A 3,529-nucleotide genomic window follows, 5' to 3' on the forward strand; every position below is an offset into this window, starting at 1 on the left:
CCTGAGTTCGTCCAGCGCCAGTTATATCACAGGTGTCATTGTAAACATGGATGGGGCCCAGTCCTCGACGGTCGTCTAGGTTACTACAACCGGGATCAGATTAGATCCGCCACCCAACAGAAAATTGCCTAGCTCCCGCCAATTTTCCTGTAGGTATCCAGTTCCGGGTCAAGGTCGACTTCAACGACATTTGTGAAAATCCCCGTGGCGACCATAATGCCGGCAAAGGCTACCAGGTTTACGAGCGTCGCTTCATCGTAACGAGCCATGAGCTTCCCCCAGATTTCATCCGGAACTCCATTCGAATTGGCAACAATGGCCCTGCCGAACTCCATGAGAACGCGCTCGTCTGCATCCGGTTCAAGTTTGTCCAGCTCAATTCCGGACTGGATCAGCGCGCGTCGAAAAAACGTCGTTGGTATAAGGGCGTCGCTTGCCTCCGATATAGCCAGCGAGAACAGCCAGATTGTTCTGTCAGACAGGATCGGGCGCAATAGCTCGCGAAGCGTGAACCACTCTGCATAAATGCGATGCGCAACGGGCGAATGGAGCAAGACCCGCTTCATGTTGGTCATCCGTCCACGAAGTCGAAGCTCTTCGTCGTGCTCTGCCCGTATCTCGGGGGACGCATCATCATAGCTGATTTGCGATATTCGGCTCATGCGAGATCCGTGTTCTTGGCGTGGGTGTTACATCGGTCAGTTACAACTCGTCCTCAACCTGCCCGGGTATATGCCAACAAGCACGTTCATATCAAATTGCATTTCCCATCCCTGAACGAATTTTAGAATGAGCTTGCTCTACAAAGACGACTTAAATGATCGAGTATTGCCCCATGCACGGCTCAAGGGGCGAAACATGGCGGGCGACATCAACAAGCATATCCCGAAGGTTCAGCTTCGCATCAACCGGCACAGCTTTCAGCTGAGGGACGCCAGCGGTCGGGCAAGTAGTGAATTCGTGGCGATTGAGAATGTCGCCCTGGACGTGGCTGCCGGCGAGTTTCTGGTCGTTGTGGGTCCAAGCGGCTGCGGCAAGACGACATTGCTGGATATTCTGGCCGGATTGACGCCGCCGACGGATGGCTCCGTATTCATCGATGGCGAAGAGGCCAAGGGGCCCAGTCTTTCACGCGGGATTGTGTTTCAGCAATATGCGCTTCTCCCATGGCGCACGGCACTATCGAATGTCGAGTTCTCGCTCGAAGCGAAGGGTGGGCTCTCACGTGATGCGCGACGGCACTCGGCGCAAGAATACATATCCCTGGTCGGTCTGGACGGGTTTGAGGATCGCTATCCGCATGAATTGTCTGGCGGGATGAAACAGCGGGTCGCGATCGCTCGCAGTCTGGCTTATGAGCCGGACGTACTTCTGATGGACGAGCCGTTCGGTGCACTTGACGCCCAGACAAGGGAAATTCTGCAGGAAGAACTTCTTGCGCTTTGGCGCAGGACCAACAAGACCATCATATTCATCACACATTCGATCGACGAAGCCGTGTATCTCGGACAGCGTGTTGCCGTTATGAAGTCGCGTCCGGGCCGGGTCGAGGCATTGATAAACATCGATCTGCCCAAGGCATTGCCGGATGCCGATCCCCGGTCTCATCCCGACTTTGCCGCCTATCGTCATGAAATCTGGACGCTGTTGCGGGATGAAACGGTCCATTTGCAAGACACACAACAGTCTCGTTCCGGCACCCGTGCACGGATCGCGGCGCGTGCAACGGCACAATGAAAGCGAGTCTAGCCATGATCAAAAATCTTCAACAACTGACCTGGAGCACCGCGGGTATGGTCGCAATCGCTCTGTTGTCGGCTGGAACTGCAATTGCCGAGGAGGCTCCAAAGCTGGAAGTATCCTCGATACGATATCAGTCAAGCACCGGCGCTGACATCAGCCCGCTGGAACTGGCGGATGCGTTGGGATATCTCAGTCCACTCAAGCTTGAGCGCGTCGGCGATGTACAGGGCGGTCCGGCCGCACTTCAGGCAACGGCCACTGGCCAGACCGATATTGCCTCGGCTTTCAATGGCGCTGTTCTGAACATTGCCACTGCCGGAGCGCCGCTGACGGCAGTTGTCAGCTGGCGAGGAACCAACGAGCTGACGTCTCCGGGGCTTTATGCTCTCGACAATGGCGAGATCAACAACGCCCGCGACCTGATTGGCAAAAAGGTTGGTGTGAACACGCTGGGCGCGAACCAGGAAGCGGTAACCGACATCTATCTTGCGAAGGGTGGTCTTTCGCAGGATGAGATCAAGCAGGTGACATTTGTTCCGCTCCCCACACCCAATGTCGAGCAGGCGCTTCGAAACAAGCAGATCAGCGCAGCAAGCCTTGGCTTCACCTTCCGCGATGCCGCGCTGGAGCGTGGCGGTATCAAGGCACTTTCGCGGAATGTCGATCTCATAGGGACCTATAATGACAATACCGGCGTCCTGCGAAAGGACTTCATTGCGAAGAATCCGAATGCCACACGCCACCTCGTCGAGGGGATAGCCAAGGCCATCGCGTGGACCCAGGAGCGCGAGAAAGAGGGAAGGCGTGCCGAAGCAATCGACATCTATACGAAATACCTCGAAAGCCAAGGGCGAGGCGGTCAGACGGCACCCCTGAAATATTGGCAGAGTCTCGGTATCGCAACCGAAGGCGGCTGGATCAAGAAGCAAGATTTCGAGATGTGGGTTTCCTGGCTGGATTCCCGCGGTGAAGTCGATGCGAAATCCCTCGATCTCGCACAACTCTATACCAACGAATTCAACCCCTACTGGAAGGGCACGGAATAAGCCTGTGGCCCCCCGGGAGTAAGATCATGTCCGTCAGTACAGTCGATATTGTTTCTCGTTCCTCATCGAGAAAAGCGCCCGCAAGGCTGCCACGCCCGCCTGTGGACGAGCAATTATCCCGATCAACCGGTGGCCCCGCAGAAGAACAGGGCAAGTTCTCTCCAGCAATTCGCCATCTGCGGAAAGCTGTCTGGAGGTCTGCTTCGCTTGTTCTCGTGTTGGCTATATGGGAACTGCTACCGCGGCTCGGACTCGTCGACAGGATCTGGTTCCCCCCGCTGTCACAGGTGCTGGCCGTCGTATGGCAGATGCTCAAAAGCGGTGAACTGGAGAATCATATTGCCGGCAGTTTGACGCGGTCGGCCATCGGCTTCGCCCTGGCCGTCTCGATCGCCGTCCCACTTGGACTGACGATCGGTTGGTATTCTAAAGTGCGAGAGTTCCTGACACCGGCGCTCGAATTCTTCAGGAACACATCTGCGCTGGCATTGCTGCCTGTATTCATCCTATTCCTTGGCATTGGTGAAGCATCCAAAATCGGCATTGTCACATTTGCCTGCTTTTTTCCGATCCTTCTTAATACAATCAGCGGTGTTGCGACGGTGGATGCTTTGCTGATCAAGTCAGCAAGGTCGCTCAATCTTTCGGCGGTCAAGATCTTCACAAAGATCGTCGTCCCGTCATCGATACCGTCTATCTTCACAGGATTTCGGCTGGCCGCGCAAAGCTCAATCCTGGTG

At 55.5% G+C, this 3,529-nt stretch carries 4 protein-coding genes; 3 read left to right on the plus strand and 1 reads right to left on the minus strand.

What is annotated here, in order from left to right; all coding sequences use genetic code 11:
• Positions 1 to 128: 128 nt before the first annotated feature.
• Positions 129 to 662, minus strand: a complete 534-nt coding sequence (locus ACXJ5O_RS21830; RefSeq protein WP_457301724.1) for a hypothetical protein — start codon at positions 660 to 662, stop codon at positions 129 to 131.
• A 196-nt stretch (positions 663 to 858) separates the two neighbouring features.
• Here ACXJ5O_RS21830 and ACXJ5O_RS21835 point away from each other — a divergent pair, with 196 nt between their 5' ends.
• The 3 genes from ACXJ5O_RS21835 to ACXJ5O_RS21845 form a co-directional block, all read left to right on the plus strand.
• A complete protein-coding gene (locus tag ACXJ5O_RS21835) occupies positions 859 to 1,737 on the plus strand; it encodes an ABC transporter ATP-binding protein (protein WP_457301727.1) in 879 nt (292 codons plus the stop codon).
• A gap of 14 nt (positions 1,738 to 1,751) precedes the next feature.
• Positions 1,752 to 2,789 (plus strand): ABC transporter substrate-binding protein, encoded by a 1,038-nt coding sequence (locus ACXJ5O_RS21840; RefSeq protein ID WP_457301725.1) that lies wholly within the window; start codon positions 1,752 to 1,754, stop codon positions 2,787 to 2,789.
• Positions 2,790 to 2,815: 26 nt separating this feature from the next.
• Positions 2,816 to 3,529, plus strand: a 714-nt coding sequence (locus tag ACXJ5O_RS21845; protein WP_457301726.1) for an ABC transporter permease, incomplete at its 3' end; no start/stop codon positions are given.

The organism is Phyllobacterium sp. P5_D12, assembly GCF_054049495.1.